This window comes from Changpingibacter yushuensis (genome assembly GCF_014041995.1).
GTDB lineage: Bacteria > Actinomycetota > Actinomycetes > Actinomycetales > Actinomycetaceae > Changpingibacter > Changpingibacter yushuensis.
In genome coordinates, this window is sequence record NZ_CP059492.1 from 93,631 (window position 1) to 110,622 (window position 16,992).

Consider the following 16,992-nt stretch of genomic DNA (forward strand, 5'->3'; position numbering starts at 1 on the left):
GCTTAGGATGAAGCCATGGCAAAAGGACATGGCTGGAGGTTGGGCAGGAGAGACCGAGGTGAGGAGTGCCGAACCCCGGAGGCGGTTGCCTCCCTTACTGAGTCTCGGCGCGAAATCGTGGCCGCGTTTGAGATTGAGCGGCGTCGCATTGAGCGGGACCTCCACGACGGCGCGCAACAGTACCTTGTGACGGCATCCATGAGTGTTGGTGAAGCGGACCTTCTGCTTGATTCGGTCACAGAGGGGCACATAGATGCTGATGTGTATCGTGAGGTTAAGCGCCTGCTGGCAAAAGCTCAAGACGATTCGGATGCAGCACTTCGGGCATTGCGCCAAACGGTGGCTGGGATCCACCCGAAGGTGCTTTCAGACATCGGGCTGGAAGCAGCTGTGCGTGACCTTGCTTCATCTAGCCCAATGAACGTACTGGTCAGAGTGCCCATTGAGCTTCCCACTATGACGGAGGGCGTCATTGCCGCCGGGTACTTCCTCGTCTCTGAAGCTCTCACGAATGTTGCCAAATACGCTCCTGATGCTGGTGTCTCCGTTCTCTTGGCGGCCGACGACGAACTACGGATCACGGTTGTCGACGAAGGTCCAGGTGGAGCTTCCATTACTCCTGATCACGGATTGGCTGGTATGAAGGAGAGGCTTGCGGCATTCGGAGGTTCGCTTGATGTGATTAGTCCACTCGGCGGTCCAACTACAGTGAGTGGCAGGATACCGTTGCTTCTGCGCAACGGAGAGTTCGGCGTGGCTATGTCCACGGAAAGGAAGAGCGCGTGAAACTCATTGTGGCTGACGATTCGGCACTCTTCCGTGAAGGGCTAGTTGGTCTGCTTGAACGGCAGGGACATGAGATTGTGGCACAGGCGTCCAGTGCCCCCGAACTGGTGGCGCTCGCGATCAACGCGATGCCTGATGTTGTGGTGACGGACGTGCGGATGCCTCCCGAGATGACCGACGATGGCCTGCGCGCCGCCGTCGAACTTCGTCAGGAATCTCCAGAAATAGGCATCATGGTGTTATCCCAATACGTCGCTCCAGCCTATGCGAGCAAGCTTTTTGAACCGGCAGCCCCACACGATGGAGTTGGCGGGCTTGGGTATTTGCTCAAGGACCGCGTGGCACGCGTTGCAGATTTCATTCGCTCACTTCAGGTGGTGGCAGCCGGTGGAATCGTGGTGGATCCAGAGGTTGCTGCGTCACTTGTGCACGGCAGGAAGTCCAAGCTTGACCCGTTGACGCCACGCGAGACAGAGGTTCTCGAACTCATGGCTCAGGGCCTGTCCAATCAACAGATCTGTGAGAAGCTTTTTCTTTCCGTGGCGGCTGTGTCCAAACATGTGGCAAGCGTCTTCGCGAAGCTTGGCATGTCTCCTGACGAGGACAATCGCCGAGTTCGGGCGGTATTGGCATACCTGACGGAAGTGGAAGCCAGGTGAGTCGGGGGTCCCTCGAGGAACTCATTTCGAATCCGCCGGACCTGCCGGTTGCTCACCGCCTCAGCGCAGTGCGCGATGCCCTTCCCGGAGTGTTGGTTGTTCAAGCGCCTCCCGGCACAGGCAAGACAACTCTCATTCCGCCGCTCGTGGCCACGCAGCTGGGCAAGAGTTCGCGGGTGGTTGTGACTCAGCCTCGGCGAGTGGCGGCACGGGCAGCAGCGAGGCGTATCGCCTCGCTGCTGGGTGAGCCGATAGGGCACACAGTCGGCTTTTCTGTACGAGGCGAGTCGCGCGTGAGCGCACAGACCCGCATTGAGATGGTGACGCCAGGCGTGTTGGTGCGCCGCCTCCAGCGAGACCCCGAGTTGGTGGGAGTCGGAGCGGTGATCTTGGACGAGGTGCACGAGCGCCATATCGATTCTGACCTTGCCATGGCATTGTGTGTTCAGGTACGTGAAACGATTCGTGAGGACCTCATCCTCATCGCGATGTCTGCCACTGTGGAAGCGCAACGTACGGCCGCTTTGCTTGGTGGCACAGTAGTGGATATCCCTGGGGCAATTCATCCCATCGAGTTGCGCTATGCAGAACCTCCACGCGGCTCAGAACCCCTTGGAGCTCTGGGAACGAACGGAGCTACGGGGGTGCGCCGGGAATTTGTGGCGCACGTTGCCGCCACTGCTAGGCGCGCATTGAGCGAAACGAACGGTGACGTCCTCGTATTTGTTCCCGGGGTTAGGGAGGTCGACGACGCCGCCGCCCACCTGGTTGGTTGTGGAGCTGAGGTGATGAAGCTTCATGGTTCGTTGAGTGCCAAGGAACAGGATGCTGTGCTTTCGGGTGGGAAGTTGCGGCGGGTCATAGTCTCCACTGCAATTGCCGAATCCTCCCTGACCGTGCCTGGCGTGCGAGCGGTTGTGGACGCGGGACTGAGCAGGGAACCACGCATGGACTACAGCAAGGGAGTTGGTGGACTTGTGACGGTTCTTGAGGCGCGTGCCGCCGGAGTTCAGCGGGCCGGCCGAGCTGGGCGTGAAGGGCCAGGTGTTGCGTATAGATGCATGTCAGAGAACACGTGGGCGCGACTCGCGGAACACGCTGAACCTGAGATCCGCACGGCTGACCTCGTCTCCTTCTGCCTTGAGGTGGCCTGTTGGGGTGCGCCGCGTGGTACAGGGCTCGCTCTGATCGATCCGGCACCACCAGCAGCGCTGGACGCGGCGGAAGCCACATTGACCTCTCTTGGTGCACTCGATTCGGGGCGGCCCACACCATTGGGCGTCGAATTGGCACGGCTTCCCGTCTCGCCCCGTGTGGGCCGAGCCCTTCTCGTCGCGGCGGGAGCCATCGGCCCCCGCCGCGCCGCCGAGGTCTGCGCCCTCATCGAGGATGACATCCGAATCCCCGGAGCCGACCTCGCACACGGGTGGCGCACAGTTGCCGCCCAATCCACCACGTGGAAGCATCAGGCCGATCGCTTGGAAAAGATAGCGAGGCAGGTTGCTCTACAGGGCACACACAGCATCGACATTCCCTCGCTAAACCGCGGTGCCAACCACACAACGGGATCAGCAGACGATGCCCTTGCCGTCGTCGTCGGCCTTGCCTACCCGGAACGGATTGCGCGGGTGCGCACCCTCAACGGGCAGCCCACAAACCGGTATCTCCTAGCCAATGGGATCGGAGCTACTCTTCCAACTGGGTCGCCGCTGGCAGGGGAGGTTTGGCTTGCGATCGCGCAGCTGGATCGGGGTCAAGGCCGATCAGATGCAGTAATTCGCGCCGCAGTGCCGCTTGATCGAGACTTCGCAGAGGTCCTTGCGGCATCGCTCATCGAGCAAAACACTCACATTCGTCTCCACCACGGTCGGTTGCAAGGACTGACGGTGCGTTCGCTCGGTGCCATTGAGCTGAGCGTGCGTGAGGAGGCGAAGATTGACCTAGATATGGCCCGGGAGTTCGTCACAGCACGAATCTCCTCAGGCGAGCTTCCGCTCACATGGACTGAGGGTGCGGTCTCAATGAGGGAACGGCTCGCATTCCTCCACATGGCCATGGGCGATCCGTGGCCTGACGTCAGCGATGAGGCGCTCGCGGCCCGCCTTGAGGAGTGGGCTGGCCCTGAGCTGAATCAGTTCATCCGGGGCAAGAAGCTCCAAGCGATCCGAGCCGAACAGTTCGATCGCATCTTGCCGTGGCCGCAAGCGGCCCGGATAGGGGAACTTGCTCCGGAGCGCATACAGGTGCCAACGGGAAGCACTTCCCGTGTGGACTATTCGTCAGGGCGCCCGATCGTGCGACTCCGATTGCAGGAGGCCTTCGGCTGGCGGGTTACCCCACGCATCGCAGACGGACGAGTTCCCATCACGCTTGAGTTGCTATCGCCTGCTCAGCGTCCGCTTGCCGTAACAGATGATGTGGAGAGTTTCTGGCGCGGTGCATATGTGCAGGTCCGAGCGGAGATGCGGGGCCGGTACCCCCGCCACCCGTGGCCCGAAGACCCTTTGACGGCTGAACCTACGCGCAGGGCGAAGCCACGAACGTAGGTTTCATTATCATCGACGGGATGGCTGGAGATAGCGGTGTGTGAGCATTGTGCTCACCCGATTTCGGTTATCTCTTCACGCAGGTTATCCGCGTTTGCTGCGAGTTGGCGAATAATCACGTCGATCTCTGAAAAAGCTGTTCCCTCGAAAGGAACAGTGGACCTGAGGTGAGCAATACCGTTGTCAAGGACAATTCCGCCCATCAACAACTTGGCGGATTGGCTCATGAGCCACTTCAGTTGCGATTCGGTGGGTGCGCTCAGGAGTGGAGCTGTCACGAATGCTACGGGTCCGAGCGGCGTGGGCGCATGCGTCACTCGAATCTCTTGGTGACGTTTCTCAGCTTTCCATTCGATGCGCAGGGACATGTCGCCTTCCGGCGTCTGCGTGGCATCGAAGAAGGCGACGAGGGCATCTTGAAGGCTCGGCCAGTCGGTCAGAATCCGCTTGTCCTTCTTGCGTCCAAACATATCTCTCCCTCAGATCGCTTCTGATGCGGTGATGGCTGCCTCCGTGGCAATGAGCCGCACGGCGCCGATCAGCCGAAGAGGAGGAAGCGCCCCGATAACGAGGGACTCATGCACGTGCACTAGCCCTCCCATTGTGCGCAACGCCCCCAATGGGAGGGAATCTGCAGCAGCGGCCAGCGCCATCATGTCGCCAGATTCCGCGATCACTGGGGAAGCGATGTGCACTACCTCGCGCTCCGAGGTCGTGGACTTGCCATGCCACACCATTGCAGGGTGGATGGCGTCTTCTCCGTTCACTGAGATGGGCACGTGAATGCGGACATGTATGGCACTGACGTCGTCGGATTCGAAGTTGCGCGATACGACGTCGGCACAATCCTGCCAGTTCGTCAGATTCTCGGGGGGCAAGGAGCCGGTGCTCATTCTTCTCCGCTTCTGTTTACACTTTGGCGCTGGGGCGTTGCGTTTTAGGTAGCTGATCAGTGCTCCGCATCGGGTGGTGCAGTTTCCTGATCAGTTCCATTGTGGCGGGAGGATGCCTCCCCACGAAACTTGCCGTCTGCGAAGTACGTGTTCTGCAGTGTATCGGCCGTGCCGGCTAGGGCGCCGATGTCATGAGCTAAGCTAATGGCCGTCTGACCAGCAATCTCAGTGCTGTGCGCTAAAACCACGTTGTCACCTACCACGCGAATGCCGCCTAGGACATAGCGCAGAGAGGCTTTCGCCAGAGCCACAACCGAATCGTGGCTGGCAGGTCCGAGCGGGATTTGGATCCCCAAGAGGCTACGGAAGTTGTCAGATCCCTGCGGGAACAGATAGATCGTCTGGTGATGACCATTGGGCCACGCCACGCCCAGAACGATCTGTTCCTCCGTGTTCATGGCCAGTGCAAGGACACTCGGAAGACTCTCCCGCACATCATCCCAATCAAGGAGGGTGGCGGAGGTCTGAGCATCACGCTCTGGGGAGAAGTTGGCGTTCATGTCAGAATTCATCCAATCCCTCCGAGAATGTGGCTTCCAGCCAATCGGCCGTTCGAGCCGCGAACTTGATGCCGCGTTCGAGGCGTGCAAACGGAAGGTTTCGGGCGCGGTAGCACTGGTGGATGACCAGCCGGTTGTTCACAATGCGCAGGTCACCAAGGACCAGTTTCTCAACTTCCTGCGCTATACCCACGCTATCCACAAAGTTCGATTCTCCAATTGCGGAGCTGACGTGATAGAAGAGTTCGTCCTCAGAGTTTCGATCCGGATTGACTATGACAGTCTGGAGCCGGGTTGAGTCCTGGGTTTGGAAGGTGAGCTTGACGGTGGAGCCATGCTGCTCCGCAATGGATATCTGGCGTTCGAGGGCCCACAAGCACTTCTCCCACGTATCAATAACGTATCGGGGATCATCGGGGCCGATGGGTTCAACCGGTGGCTCCCTACCCACATCAGGAGCGCCGCGGTCATGTTCATACGCCGCTAAGGCGTCGTCGAAATCGCGTGAATTATGGTCCATGTCACACCTCCTAACACAAGCATACTTGCTTGCGGGCTCGTGAGATTCTTGAGGTTGCCTGTTGCCTTGGTCCCAACTGTCAATTACGAATGCGGCACGTTAGATAATTGATTCCATGCATGGTGAGTACAAAGTCCCAGGGGGCAAGCTGGTCGTCGTCGACGTCGAAGAGAAAGACGGTACTCTTCACAACGTCCAAGTGTCCGGTGACTTCTTTCTTGAACCAGACGAGGCATTGGATCGCATTACGGGAGCACTCGAAGGCGCGCCAGCTGATTCGGATGCCGCACATTTGGCAGCCCGGATTTCTCGCGAGGTGCTGCCCACTGACACCTTGTTCGGCCTGACTCCTGAAGGTGTGGGGATTGCGGTAAGGCGTGCGTTGGGGAATGCTCTGAGCTGGGAAGATATCGATTTTGATGTGATTCATGGACCCGTTGTGGATCCCATGATCAACGTGGCGTTGGATGAGACCCTTGCAGAAGACGTTGCCGCCGGAAACCGTAAGCCGTTTATGCGCCTGTGGGAATGGAACGGCCCGCAGGTGGTTATGGGCTCCTTCCAATCGTATGAGAACGAGATCAACCAAGAAGGCGTAGATCGTTACGGCATCACGGTTTCGCGGCGTGTGACGGGCGGTGGAGCTATGTTCATGGAGCCAGGAAACTGCGTCACCTACTCGATCGTCATTCCCACAGCCTTGGTGGATGGCCTGAGTTTCGAGCAGTCCTATCCATTCCTTGACCAGTGGGTGATGGAAAGCCTAGCGAAGTGCGGCGTCAAAGCACGTTACATTCCCTTGAATGACATTGCGTCTGAAGTGGGCAAAATCGGCGGCGCCGCACAGAAACGCTGGGCCAACGGCTACATGGTCCATCACGTCACGATGTCCTATGACATCAATGCGGAGAAGATGATGGAAGTGCTGCGCATCGGCAAGGAGAAGGTGCGTGACAAGGGCACAAGGTCAGCCGTCAAGCGCGTGGATCCGATGCGTTCGCAAACTGGCATGGAGCGTGAGGAGATTCTCGACGTCTTCTACAACCATTTCAAAGAGAAGTACAACGCTTCTGACGGCGCGATTTCCGAGGCGGATATTGCTGTTGCTCAGGACCGGTGCAATACGAAGTTCGCAACGCGTGAATGGACGCACCGGATCGTCTGATTGCGTCGACTAGTGGGTGCGCGGTGGTGCAGTGCTTCCGCGCACCAACAGTTCCGTTGGGACGACGACGCGTTGGCGTTCCGCGGTTACACCGGTTGAGATCTGCGAGTGGACAAGAGTAAAGAGTTCTCTTCCGATCCTGTCAAAGTCTTGACGCACGGTAGTCAGTGGTGGCGAGGCGAACTCTGACAGGTCGATTCCGTCAAATCCCACAACTGAGACATCCTCAGGCACGCGCAAGCCGTGTTCATGAAGGGCGCGCATGAGCCCGAAGGCCATTTCGTCATTGGCACAGTAGACGGCCGTGACGGAAGGATCGCCAGCGATTCTCACTCCGATCTGATACCCAGATCGCGCCGTCCAATCACCTTCCCATGGCTCTGGTGTGCTTACTCCTGATTCACCTAGTGTGCGCTGCCATGTGGCTGCCCGCACCAGGGCTGGCTGTGAGTCTGGTGCGCCAGCTATGTGATGAACCGTGCGGTGGCCCAGATCGAGTAGATGGTGGATTGCATCCCGCGTTCCCGCGACCTGGTCAGCCACAACTGACGGGAAGAACCCAATCATGCGGGAGTCGGACACTGCCACCGGTAGGCCAGGTGGAAGTGAGAGTGAACCGTAGGTTGCATGCCCCGAGCGCACCACGATGAGGCCGTCAATTGCTTGATGCGAAATGCGGAATGCCGCTTGCTTGAGGCCGCCGGATTCTGGGTTCTTCACTTGGATAAGTGTGACGGAGTAGCCCTGTTCCTCCGCTGCCTGGACAATTGCGGACGTTGTGAGACTTTCACCCATTCTTCGCAACTGCTGCGTAATCACTCCGATTGTGCCGAAGGATCCGTTGCGTAAGGCGCGTGCGGCGTAATTGGGCGAGTAACCGAGTTCATCCATCGCGGCAATCACCCGATCACGAGTTGCCGTGCTGACAGACTCCGCTCCGTTGGAGACGCGAGAGACTGTTTGTGCTGAGACGCCTGCGAGTAGAGCGACGTCTTTGATCGAGGGACCGTTCTTTATGCGGCCCATGCCGGTGGGTGTGGCCATGTTCGAGAGTCTAGCATCAGCACATCGTAAATTGTTTACGTTAGCATTTGCGGATCTACTGAGCTCCTCATGACAAGGCGAGATGAAATTGTTTCAGCAAATCTCTCGCGCAACTGGCTGATAGACGCTATTGTTGTCAAAAAGAAATCTTCGAAAGAGTACATTTCACGCCAACCAGTGTTACGGTTGGCAACGTAAACAATTCGCGGTCTAGATTGGTTGAGGGCGCTCGGCGCTTCCACACGAGCAGAGCTTGAAGCAATGCAGCTTCTCACCTCCGGACCAAACACTTCTGTCACCACCAACTGCGCAGCAGCTTGGTACATCCGAGAAGGCAAAGATGCCTCTCTCACAACAATGCCGGGTTTTGCCAGACCCTGCACCACACACAGGAGGATCTTCAACTTATGAAGACGCATAAGAAACATGGCTACTTGGCCATGGCAGCAATGGTGCCGCTCAGCTTGATTCTGGCGGCATGTGGTTCGAGCAACGGAAGTAGCGACTCAGAGAGTTCGGCGGACGGCGGCGACCAAAGCCTTACGGTTTGGACGTGGGACCCAGCCTTTAACATCGCAGCCATGCAAGAAGCGGAAAAGGTCTACCAAGAAGACCACCCTGACTTCACTCTCAACATTGTTGAGACCCCATGGGACGATCTCCAGACCAAACTGACCACCATCGCACAGTCCCAGCAGTATGACCAGCTGCCAGATATCTTCCTCATTCAGAACAACGCCTGCCAGAAGAACATCATCAACTATCCAGACTTGTTCTCAGACTTCAGTAGCTCAGCGATTGACTTCTCGGAGTTCCCGGATGCTGTGAACGCATACTGCAACGTAGATGGCACACAGTACGGCGTGCCGTTCGATCAGGGCACGGCAATCACGGCTCTTCGCACCGATCTTCTGGCTGAAGCCGGTTTGACGGTAGATGACTTCACAGACGTCACGTGGGATCAGTTCATTGACCTAGGCAAGCAGGTTCTCGCCGCCACAGGCCAGCCGATCCTTTCTGGGCAAGCAGGTTCATCTGACACCATCATGATGATGCTGCAGTCTGCCGGCGCTTCTCTCTTTGATTCAGATGGCAACCCGACCATCGCTGACAATGAAGCCCTTGTAGAGGCAACTGACTATTACAAGCAGATGGTCGACGACGGCATCTTCCTCGAGGTCAACTCGTGGGATGAGTACATCGGCACATTGGTCAACTCGCAGGTTGCTGGAACAATCAACGGAGCATGGATCATTGGTTCGATCCAGACGGCTGACGACCAGTCCGGCAATTGGCAGATCACCAACCTTCCAAGCTTGGACAGTGTTGATGGAGCCACCCACTACTCTGCCAATGGCGGTTCTTCGTGGGCGGTCAGTTCCAACGCAAACACGGAACTTGCAGACGATTTCCTCGCGTCAACCTTTGCCGGCTCCACCGAGCTTTATGACACGATCCTTCCGTCCACCGGCGCAATTGCGAACTGGTCGCCAGCTGGCGACTCCGATGTGTACGCAGCGCCCTCAGAGTTCTTCGGCGGCCAGCCCATCTTCCAGATGATCGTTGAGTTTGGAGCAAACGTTCCTTCAAACAACACAGGTGTGTACTACTACGAAGCTCGTGACGCTGTGAGTGCGGCGATTCAGGAGATCATTGGCGGCGCAGACGCCAATGACTCGCTACAGAATGCACAAGACACGGTCGAGTTCGCGATGCAGTAAGGGATCTCGGATCAGGTGGTGGGGAGCCAGTTCTCCCCACCACCTGAGCCCCATCCCATTGGACGGCCGCGAGCAGTGCTCGCGGCCAGCACAGGAAGGTCATCTCAGTGTCAACATCTGTGACGGCTCCGGGAGAAAAGCGCACGCTCGGTTTCCGGAAAGTCGATAAAAAGGCCACGCCCCCTGGCGTGAAGAAGCGAAACGGCCGGGGTCCAAGTAACTCCGAGCGGCGGAATCTCACAGGATGGGCGTTCCTGCTTCCTGCAGCATTCCTCATCTTGGTTATGAACTTCTACCCGATGTTCAAGGCGTTCATCCTTTCGCTTCAGACCGGGCGTGGTTCAAACATGAGCTTCGCCGAGCCGCTCTGGTACAACTACCGGCGCCTGCTCGACGATGAAATCTTCATGATGACTCTGAAGAACACCTTCCTCTACCTCATCATCCAAGTACCAATCATGTTGGTTCTGGCCCTAGTGCTAGCCAACATCCTCAACAAGCGTGATTTGAAGTTCAAGGCATTCTGGCGAACAGCTATATTCTTGCCCTGCGCGGTCTCACTGGTCTCATACTCCTTGGTCTTTCGTACGCTCTTTGCTAAGGACGGGTTCATCAATGACATTCTTGAGAAGATCGGAATACTTGATGATCCAGTCAACTGGCTCGGACAGGGCAATACCGCGCGTTTCGTCATTATCCTTGGACTGATCTGGCGCTGGACCGGCTACAACATGATCTTCTACTTGGCGGCCCTTCAGAACATCGAGTACTCGAGTATTGAAGCTGCCAAGATCGACGGCGCCAACTCCTTCCAGACCTTCTGGTACGTCACGGTGCCCCAGCTCAAGCCGATGATCCTACTGACGGCCATCATGTCAACGAACGGAACGCTGCAGCTCTTCGATGAATCATGGAACCTCACTCAAGGAGGTCCCGCCCATCAATCAATGACCATGTCGCATTACCTTTACGAAGTCTCATTCCAGAAGAATCCGAACTTCGGATATGCGGCAGCTCTTTCGTACGTGATTCTTATTCTTGTTGCAGTTCTTGCTCTGTTCCAGATGAAGGTAGGTGACAAGCGTGACTAAGGCCATTCGTGAAGCTCCGATGTACCTCTTTCTCACGATCGTTGCTGCGTTTTCGCTCTTCCCGTTGTACTTCATGGCGGTATCGGCAACGAACTCCAGCAGTGACGTGCTGGGATCCAAACTGACTCCCGGTGGGAGCCTTATCGATAACTGGAACTCCTTGGTTTCCAGCCAAAATGTGCTTGCTGCCCTTGGGCATTCTGCTGTCAATGCTCTGGCAACAACCGCGCTTGCACTCGTTATCTGCTCTATTGCAGGCTACGGTTTCGAGGTGTATCACTCCAAGGGCAAAGATCGCTTGATGGCAGTGCTACTTCTGGCGATGATGATTCCGTTTGCCGCAACGATGATCCCGTTATTCCAGATGTTTGGCAACTTCGGAATGATCAACTCAACGTGGGCTGTGATTCTGCCAGCGATCTCCACTCCGTTCCTTATCCTGTTGTTCCGGCAATCATCCCGCAACTTCCCTCACGAGATTCTGGAGGCAGCACGCCTGGACGGACTGAGTGAGTTGAAGATCTTTATGCGCATCTACATGCCCACAATGCGCTCCACCTATGCAGCCGCGGCCGTTATCACATTCATGACTGCATGGAACAACTTCTTGTGGCCCAAGGTGATCTTGGTTGATTCGTCCTATCAAACGATGCCGATGCTGATCTCCAACCTCATTGCAGGCTACGTAACGGATTACGGAGTGCTCATGCTCGCCGTACTCATTGCTTCTCTTCCAGCAGTAATAGTCTTCTTGGCCCTTCAGCGCAGCTTTGCTGAGGGCATGACAGGAGCCATAAAGTGACTTTCGATTTCAGCCGCGTCTCTGATCCCTTGTACTTTTCGGAGAACCGGCGTGAAGCGCACTCTGATCACAGGTGGTTTGCCTCGTATGAGGAAGCTTGCCTCGGCACGTCGTCGTTCGAACAATGCTTGAACGGAACATGGAAGTTCCGTTACGTACGCAATCCTTCAGAAGTCTCAGAAGGGTGGCAGAAGTCTGATGCTGACTGTTCCACATGGGATGACATCCGCGTGCCAGCACACATCCAGATGGAAGGTTATGACCTTCCACAGTATGCCAACGTACAGTACCCATGGGATGGACATGAGAGTATAGAACCCGGCCAGATCCCTACAAAGTTCAACCCCGTGGGCTTATACGTCAGAGATGTTGTTCTGGACAATCCGGTGGGAGCCAACGAAAGGCTCTCGATTGCATTCAAGGGCGCTGAATCTGCCGTGGCACTGTGGATCAACGGCACCTACGTGGGCTACGGCGCCGATTCCTTCACTCCCTCAGAATTCGACATCACTGAGTTCGTTCACCAAGGCAAGAACCGCGTTGCTGCGCAAGTAATCAAATGGACGAGCGGTTCGTGGATTGAGGATCAGGACTTCTATCGGTTCTCGGGCCTCTTTCGCGACGTTGTTTTGTACCGCAGGCCAGCAGTACATGCAGAACACGTTATAGTGCGCACAGAGCTGACTCCTGATATGGACCGGGCAACAATCTCCATTGATACTTCGCTGGTCGGTGACGGATATGTGCGAGCACGTGTGGTGGCCGTTGGAGAATGCGAAGGCGAACCCGCAACTGTGAGCCTGAGTGCGCCGCGCCTGTGGAGCGCAGAGGATCCATATCTTTATGAAGCAGAACTTGAGGTGTATGACTCAGAGGGCATACTCACAGAGTTTGTTCCACTGAAGGTGGGCGTGCGCCGGTTCGGCATTGAAGACGGCGTTCTCAAGATCAACGGTCAGCGGATCGTATTCAAGGGAGTGAACCGCCACGAATTTGGCCTACAAGGCCGCGTGATGAGCAGGGAGCGCACAGAAGAGGACGTCAAACTCCTCAAAGCGGCGGGTCTTAATGCTATTCGAACCAGTCATTACCCGAACAACACGTTCCTCTATGAACTGTGCGATGAGTATGGCCTGTACGTTATCGATGAAATGAATCTGGAGTCGCACGGCCTGTGGGACAGGATTCGGTATCAGAACGCAGGTGTGGAAACCGCGGTCCCCGGAGATCGGCCTGAATGGCTTCCGGTGCTCCTGGACCGGGCAGCGAGTATGCTACGGCGGGATCGCAACCATCCAAGCATTGTCATGTGGTCGTGTGGCAACGAGTCGTTTGGAGGCGCGGATATACTCGCTGTCTCTGATTACTTCCGTGCTGAGGATAATCGGCCAGTGCATTACGAGGGCGTGGATTGGGATCCACGATATCCTCAGACCACTGATGTCAAGAGCCGCATGTACACGCCAGCAGCCGAGGTGGAGGAGTACCTAACCACTCATCGTGACAAGCCGTTCATTCTTTGCGAGTACGCCCACGCGATGGGTAACTCCTTCGGTGCGGTACACAAATACATTGATCTGGCGTATCGCGAGCCCCTCTTCCAAGGTGGATTCATCTGGGACTTTGCAGATCAAGCAATTGCGCTGACTGATAGATACGGCGAACACTACTTCGGCTATGGTGGCGATTGCGGTGAAGCCCCACACGATGCGGAGTTCTGCGGAAACGGAATTCTCTTTGCCGATCACACTCCTACACCCCGCATGCAGGAAGTGGCACATGTGTATCGGGCGTTGGTCACCACGATTGAGCGTGAAACGATCTCGATCGAGAATCGATTCCTGTTCACACCATCGAACGCCTATACCTGCGTGGTCACTTTGCGCCGCGAGGGGCGCACGATCAAAGAATACGGGCTGGCTACGGCTGTTCCCCCTGGTCAGACCGGTACATACCCCAATCCGGTCCGGGTACCGGATACTCCAGGTGAATACACGGTGGACGTCGAGTTTAGGTTGGCAGAACCGACTGCGTGGGCAGCGGCGGGCCACCGTATCGCAGGAGATCAGGCGGTGTTCACGAACCCCGCGAACGCCGCTGTGGCCGCCGCACGCGGATCGGCGCCAACCGTAGTAAACGCAATCCACAACATTGGGGTACACGGCGAGCACTTCTCTGCACTCTTCTCCAAGCTCCACGGAGGTTTGGTCTCATACCGATATGGTCAAACCCAACGTGGTGGTAGGGAGCTTCTGCGGAGTATGCCATTGCCGAATTTCTGGCATGCTCCTACCTCGAATGAACGGGGGTGGAAAGGCCCGAGCCGCGACGCTCAATGGTTGGGTGCCAGCCGTTATTGCGTACCGTTGGCATCTTTGGAGAATCCCACGCTGGAAGTGAACGACGACGTCGTCGTCGTGACATTTACGTACGTGCTTCCGACTACTCCACAGAGCACGAGCACTGTGAGCTACGCGGTGGATGGGCAGGGACGGATCGAGGTAACTACGCGGATCGCTCCCGGTGCCGGGCTGCCCGACATGCCTGAGTTCAGTCTCATGATGGCCGTGGATGCGGACCTGCACAACCTGCGCTATTACGGTGAAGGTCCTGAAGAATGCTATGTGGATAGGCGTGAAGGAGCTCGCTTGGACGTGTTTGAACGTGATGTGGCAACCATGCTTACGCCTTACTTGCGCCCACAAGAAGCAGGCAACCGCACGGGCGTGCGTTGGGCAGAGATTACGGATGAACGAGGTCATGGCATTCGGCTCGACTGCGCCGGCACGGCTGGCGGCATGGAACTCTCTGCATTGCCGTGGACTCCATTTGAGGTGGAGAATGCGTTGCACCCAAACGAGCTGCCCCGCACGCACCGCACTATTCTGCGGCCGGCGTATATGCGCCGTGGTGTGGGAGGTGACGATACGTGGGGTGCCATGACGCTTCCTGAGTACCGCCTTCCTGCTGACAAGGAGCTATCCTTCACCTTTGCGTTCCAAGGAATCCTGTAGAGACGGGCATGAGTAGCGGCCCCCTGCACCTGCACAATGGCGGTACCTCGGTAATACTCGACTTCGTTGGCAGTAGCCCACGGGTGGAGTATTGGGGTACCTATGCCGGAGAACTGAGTGCAGGGGACCTCGCGAGCTTTGTCGATTCGCAGGTCCCCGCCGTGCCCGGCGGAGGTATTGATGAACCGCTAGTTGTGGGGATTCACCCAGCCCACGCCGCAGGCTGGTTCGGGCGACCAGGTGTGGAGGGGCACCGGGCTGGCGGCAATTCCTGGTCGCCCTCTTTCACGCACGTGAGCATAAAGGTGGATGGCCCAGATGGCAGGCATGCCAAACAGGGCTTTGTGGCTGAGGCCGCAACTATCACAAGTGCCGATCGCTCCGCTGGTCTCACGCTCGTGGACTGCATCGAGGTCACGGACGAGGGCTTGGTACGCGTTCAGTCGAGCATCACGAACACAGGGCCGGATCCTTTTGAGCTTGCCGGGATCGTCACAGCGTTTCCTGTGCCGGAGGGCGCAACTCAGATTATTGACTTCGCCGGCCGGTGGACGAAAGAACGAACGGAGCAACGCACTGCCTTTTCTGTGGGGATGCATCTGCGGGAGGGGCGGCGTGGGCGAACTGGCCACGATTCGGCCTTCGTCTTGTGTGTGGGTGAAGAAGCCTGTGGATACTCCGAAGGCGAAGTGTGGGGATTACACGTCGCTCACAGTGGCAACAATGTTGCCTACGCCGAGCGGGTGGCGACCGGACAAAAGGTCGTTGGTGCGGGTGAGCTGCTGCAGTCTGGCGAGGTGACGCTGGAAACTGGAGCGACGTATACGAGCCCGTGGGTGTACTTCGCGCATGCGCAGGGACTCGATGCATTGGCCGCTCAGTTCCATCGCTACCTCCGCTCGCACGAACATGCCGCACTGACAGAGGGACAATTGGTCACTCTCAACGTGTGGGAGGCGGTGTACTTTGAGCATGACTACGCCACGCTTGCGCGGCTTGCGGAAATTGCGGCCAGTATTGGCGTGGAACGTTTCGTCGTCGACGACGGATGGTTCCGTGGCCGACGCGACGATACCTCATCATTGGGTGACTGGTATGTGGATGAGGAAGTGTGGGGAGACCGACTCGCAGAGCTCTCTGTTCATGTGCGCCGGCTTGGCATGGAGTTTGGGCTGTGGTTCGAACCGGAGATGATAAGCCTGAACTCGGATCTGGCGCATGAACATCCCGATTGGATACTGGGCGTTCGCGGGAGAAGGCCCATCCCGGAGCGTCACCAGTATGTCCTTGACCTTTCGAACCCACGTGCATATGCGTGGCTGGTGGAGCGAATAGGCGCGGTGATTAGCTACCTGGGAGTTTCATACATCAAGTGGGATCACAACCGTGACCTTATTGATGCGGCATCGCCAGCAACAGGACAGGCCACGATACGTAATCAGACACGTGCCGTCTATCGGCTCATGGATGCAATTAAGGCAGCTCACCCGGGGCTTCTTATTGAGTCGTGTGCGTCGGGCGGCGCACGAATCGATCTCGGTATCTTGGAGCACACTGACAGAGTGTGGGCCTCGGACTGTATCGACCCACACGAGCGTGTAGAGATTCAGATGGGAACGATGCAGCTCTGCCCGCCAGAGCTCTTGGGCTCACACGTAGGCGCACCGCGTTCGCATACCACAGGCAGGACTCATGACCTGAGCTTCAGAGCTACCGTGGCGATGTTCGCCAGCTTCGGAATTGAATGGAACCTACTCGATGTGAACAGTGTTGAGTTGGCGGATCTGGCAGCCTGGGTGGATCGTTACAAGGAGTACCGCGGATTCATAGCACGCGCGCGGATCCATCGTGCTGTTCATGCTGGTTGCCTCGCGGTGATCGGCGCTGTCGCTCCAGACAAGAGCCAAGCACTCTACGGGTTGTTCCAGATGGAGCGGCCAGCAACGTGGCCGCTGGGTGCAATGCGGCTCCCAGGACTCGATACCACAGCGCGCTACAAGGTGGAGTTGATAGATCCTATCGTCAGCGCGCGCGGGCGTGACGTGTTATCCCCATGGATGAGCGAGCCAATAGAACTTCCAGGCGCTCTGCTTGTGAATGCAGGTATTCGAGTTCCGTTAGGTGAAGTGGATCAATCAGCTATCCTCAGGGCAACACGCATGTCATGAGGCAGGGTGGCACAGGTGCGGTA

General features: G+C 57.2%; 14 protein-coding genes. 9 read left to right on the forward strand and 5 right to left on the reverse strand.

Going from position 1 to position 16,992, the window contains the following annotated elements; genetic code table 11:
- The first annotated feature begins 15 nt into the window (after positions 1 to 15).
- From H2O17_RS00390 to hrpB, 3 genes are read left to right on the forward strand one after another with little or no spacing between them, the layout of a single operon-like run.
- Positions 16 to 786, forward strand: a complete 771-nt coding sequence (locus tag H2O17_RS00390; RefSeq protein ID WP_182049849.1) for a sensor histidine kinase — start codon at positions 16 to 18, stop codon at positions 784 to 786.
- Positions 783 to 1,445, forward strand: coding sequence for a response regulator transcription factor (locus H2O17_RS00395; protein WP_182049850.1), 663 nt, complete (start codon positions 783 to 785; stop codon positions 1,443 to 1,445). Before H2O17_RS00390 ends, H2O17_RS00395 begins: the two co-directional genes overlap by 4 nt.
- Positions 1,442 to 3,991: an ATP-dependent helicase HrpB gene (gene hrpB / locus H2O17_RS00400; RefSeq protein ID WP_182049851.1), complete on the forward strand. Its 2,550-nt coding sequence runs from the start codon at positions 1,442 to 1,444 to the stop codon at positions 3,989 to 3,991. The genes H2O17_RS00395 and hrpB overlap by 4 nt, the downstream gene beginning before the upstream one ends.
- Positions 3,992 to 4,044: 53 nt before the next feature.
- On the opposite strand, the gene H2O17_RS00405 is transcribed toward hrpB, so the two are convergent.
- Genes H2O17_RS00405 through H2O17_RS00420 form a run of 4 tightly spaced genes read right to left on the reverse strand, consistent with a single transcriptional unit; the run spans position 4,045 to position 5,964 of the window.
- Positions 4,045 to 4,461 (reverse strand): hypothetical protein, encoded by a 417-nt coding sequence (locus H2O17_RS00405; protein ID WP_182049852.1) that lies wholly within the window; start codon positions 4,459 to 4,461, stop codon positions 4,045 to 4,047.
- A 9-nt stretch (positions 4,462 to 4,470) separates the two neighbouring features.
- Entirely contained in the window at positions 4,471 to 4,884 is a 414-nt protein-coding gene (locus H2O17_RS00410; RefSeq protein WP_182049853.1) for a hypothetical protein, read from the reverse strand.
- A gap of 56 nt (positions 4,885 to 4,940) precedes the next feature.
- Positions 4,941 to 5,456, reverse strand: coding sequence for a hypothetical protein (locus tag H2O17_RS00415; protein ID WP_182049854.1), 516 nt, complete (start codon positions 5,454 to 5,456; stop codon positions 4,941 to 4,943).
- Positions 5,446 to 5,964 (reverse strand): hypothetical protein, encoded by a 519-nt coding sequence (locus H2O17_RS00420; protein WP_182049855.1) that lies wholly within the window; start codon positions 5,962 to 5,964, stop codon positions 5,446 to 5,448. The genes H2O17_RS00415 and H2O17_RS00420 overlap by 11 nt, the downstream gene beginning before the upstream one ends.
- Before the next feature lie 115 nt (positions 5,965 to 6,079).
- Between H2O17_RS00420 and lplAB the strand changes: the two genes are divergently transcribed.
- On the forward strand, positions 6,080 to 7,129 hold the full coding sequence (gene lplAB / locus H2O17_RS00425; protein ID WP_182049856.1) for a lipoate-protein ligase LplAB: 1,050 nt from the start codon (positions 6,080 to 6,082) through the stop codon (positions 7,127 to 7,129).
- 9 nt (positions 7,130 to 7,138) lie between these two features.
- Here lplAB and H2O17_RS00430 read toward each other — a convergent pair whose 3' ends face one another.
- The gene (locus H2O17_RS00430) at positions 7,139 to 8,173 is read right to left on the reverse strand and encodes a LacI family DNA-binding transcriptional regulator (RefSeq protein WP_246311263.1); all 1,035 of its coding nucleotides are present in this window, start codon (positions 8,171 to 8,173) and stop codon (positions 7,139 to 7,141) included.
- Positions 8,174 to 8,580: 407 nt separating this feature from the next.
- Here H2O17_RS00430 and H2O17_RS00435 point away from each other — a divergent pair, with 407 nt between their 5' ends.
- The 5 genes from H2O17_RS00435 to H2O17_RS00455 all read left to right on the forward strand — a co-directional run bounded on the left by H2O17_RS00435 (position 8,581) and on the right by H2O17_RS00455 (position 16,969).
- Complete coding sequence (locus H2O17_RS00435; protein ID WP_182049857.1) at positions 8,581 to 9,894, forward strand: ABC transporter substrate-binding protein; 1,314 nt, start codon at positions 8,581 to 8,583, stop codon at positions 9,892 to 9,894.
- A 107-nt stretch (positions 9,895 to 10,001) separates the two neighbouring features.
- Positions 10,002 to 10,985, forward strand: a complete 984-nt coding sequence (locus H2O17_RS00440) for a carbohydrate ABC transporter permease (RefSeq protein ID WP_246311264.1) — start codon at positions 10,002 to 10,004, stop codon at positions 10,983 to 10,985.
- Positions 10,978 to 11,787 carry a carbohydrate ABC transporter permease gene (locus H2O17_RS00445; protein ID WP_220456780.1) on the forward strand — a complete coding sequence of 270 codons (810 nt, stop codon included), beginning with the start codon at positions 10,978 to 10,980 and terminating at the stop codon, positions 11,785 to 11,787. The genes H2O17_RS00440 and H2O17_RS00445 overlap by 8 nt, the downstream gene beginning before the upstream one ends.
- A complete protein-coding gene (lacZ, locus tag H2O17_RS00450) occupies positions 11,784 to 14,801 on the forward strand; it encodes a beta-galactosidase, LacZ type (RefSeq protein WP_182049858.1) in 3,018 nt (1,005 codons plus the stop codon). Before H2O17_RS00445 ends, lacZ begins: the two co-directional genes overlap by 4 nt.
- A gap of 8 nt (positions 14,802 to 14,809) precedes the next feature.
- Positions 14,810 to 16,969 (forward strand): alpha-galactosidase, encoded by a 2,160-nt coding sequence (locus H2O17_RS00455; protein ID WP_182049859.1) that lies wholly within the window; start codon positions 14,810 to 14,812, stop codon positions 16,967 to 16,969.
- Positions 16,970 to 16,992: the final 23 nt, after the last annotated feature.

What these genes read in the sequence shown, in the direction of transcription:
- lplAB (WP_182049856.1), top strand. Translation starts at nt 6,080, where the DNA reads ATGCATGGTGAGTACAAAGTCCCAGGGGGCAAGCTGGTCGTCGTCGAC.
- H2O17_RS00410 (WP_182049853.1), bottom strand. Translation starts at nt 4,884, where the DNA reads ATGAGCACCGGCTCCTTGCCCCCCGAGAATCTGACGAACTGGCAGGAT.
- H2O17_RS00455 (WP_182049859.1), top strand. Translation starts at nt 14,810, where the DNA reads ATGAGTAGCGGCCCCCTGCACCTGCACAATGGCGGTACCTCGGTAATA.
- H2O17_RS00430 (WP_246311263.1), bottom strand. Translation starts at nt 8,173, where the DNA reads ATGGCCACACCCACCGGCATGGGCCGCATAAAGAACGGTCCCTCGATC.
- H2O17_RS00390 (WP_182049849.1), top strand. Translation starts at nt 16, where the DNA reads ATGGCAAAAGGACATGGCTGGAGGTTGGGCAGGAGAGACCGAGGTGAG.
- H2O17_RS00435 (WP_182049857.1), top strand. Translation starts at nt 8,581, where the DNA reads ATGAAGACGCATAAGAAACATGGCTACTTGGCCATGGCAGCAATGGTG.
- H2O17_RS00420 (WP_182049855.1), bottom strand. Translation starts at nt 5,964, where the DNA reads ATGGACCATAATTCACGCGATTTCGACGACGCCTTAGCGGCGTATGAA.
- H2O17_RS00415 (WP_182049854.1), bottom strand. Translation starts at nt 5,456, where the DNA reads ATGAATTCTGACATGAACGCCAACTTCTCCCCAGAGCGTGATGCTCAG.
- H2O17_RS00405 (WP_182049852.1), bottom strand. Translation starts at nt 4,461, where the DNA reads ATGTTTGGACGCAAGAAGGACAAGCGGATTCTGACCGACTGGCCGAGC.